The 1,195-nt window shown below is 67.3% G+C and carries 2 protein-coding genes; both read left to right on the top strand.

The window, feature by feature from the left end:
* On the top strand, positions 1–789 hold a 789-nt coding region (locus C7401_RS44215; RefSeq protein ID WP_146758112.1), incomplete at its 5' end, for an amidohydrolase family protein.
* Positions 790–820: 31 nt separating this feature from the next.
* The coding region (locus tag C7401_RS44210; RefSeq protein WP_181565851.1) for an N-formylglutamate amidohydrolase at positions 821–1,195 on the top strand (375 nt) is incomplete at its 3' end.

Below are 1,195 nucleotides of genomic sequence, written 5' to 3'. Positions count from 1 at the left end.
GCGCTGCGCTATGGCGTGGCGCCGCATTCGTTGCGCGCCGTCTCGCAGGACTCGCTGCGTGCGCTGCTCGACGGGCTCGATCACGTATCGCCCGGTGCGCCCGTGCATATCCACATCGCGGAGCAGACGGCCGAAGTCGACGCCTGCATCGCGACCGAAGGCGCGCGGCCCGTGCAATGGCTGCTCGATCGCTTCGACGTGAACGCGCGCTGGTGCCTCGTGCATGCCACGCATGTCGACGCGCATGAAACCGCCGCGCTGGCCAGAAGCGGTGCGATTGCGGGCCTGTGCCTCACGACCGAAGCGAACCTGGGCGACGGCATTTTCCCCACGCACGATTACCTGGAGGCGCGGGGCGCGTTCGGCGTTGGCTCGGACAGCCATATCGGCGTGGACTGGCGCGCCGAACTGCGGCTGCTCGAATACGGCCAGCGTCTCGCGCGGCGCGAGCGCAACGTGCTGGCTGCGCCGAACGAAACGTACGTTGCCGACCGGCTTTTCGCGGCCGCACTCGGCGGGGGCGCAAGCGCGACGGGGCGCGCGGTGGGCGCATTGAAGGCGGGCGCACGCGCCGACTGGATCGTGCTCGACGCGCAGCATCCGAACCTGGCGGAGCAACAGCCGCTCACGTGGCTCTCGTCGATCGTGTTCTGCGAACACGGCGAAACGCCGGTGCTAGACGTTTATGCGGGCGGCGAGAAAGTCGTGGAGGCGCGACGCCATCGCGACGAGGCGCGCCTTTACACCGACTATCGAGCGGCGCTTGCCAGGCTGCTGGCCCAGGCGTGAGCGCGCGCGATCTTCACGGAGCCTTTATTCCATGACCGATATTTATTCACTGGAACGCGGCACGGCGCCGCTGATCATTTCGATTCCGCATCTGGGCACGCATATTCCTGCTGACATGCTCGGACAGTACACCGACATCGCGCTGACCGTAGCGGATACGGACTGGCATCTCGACCGCCTCTACGCCTTCGCGAAGGCGCTGGGCGCAACGGTGCTCGGCGCGCGCGTTTCGCGCTACGTGATCGACCTGAACCGTCCGCCGAATGACGAGAGCCTGTATCCCGGGCAGACCACGACGTCGCTGTGTCCGGCCGAGACGTTTCGCGGCGAGCCTGTTTATCGCGAGGGCTGCGAGCCCGATGCGGCGGAGCGCGAGCGTCGTGTGCAGACGTTCTGGCAGCCGTAC

It is taken from the genome of Paraburkholderia unamae (genome assembly GCF_003268775.1).
Lineage (GTDB): Bacteria > Pseudomonadota > Gammaproteobacteria > Burkholderiales > Burkholderiaceae > Paraburkholderia > Paraburkholderia unamae.
The sequence above is the reverse complement of the archived record's forward strand: the minus strand, read 5'-3'. Positions and strand labels throughout refer to the sequence as shown.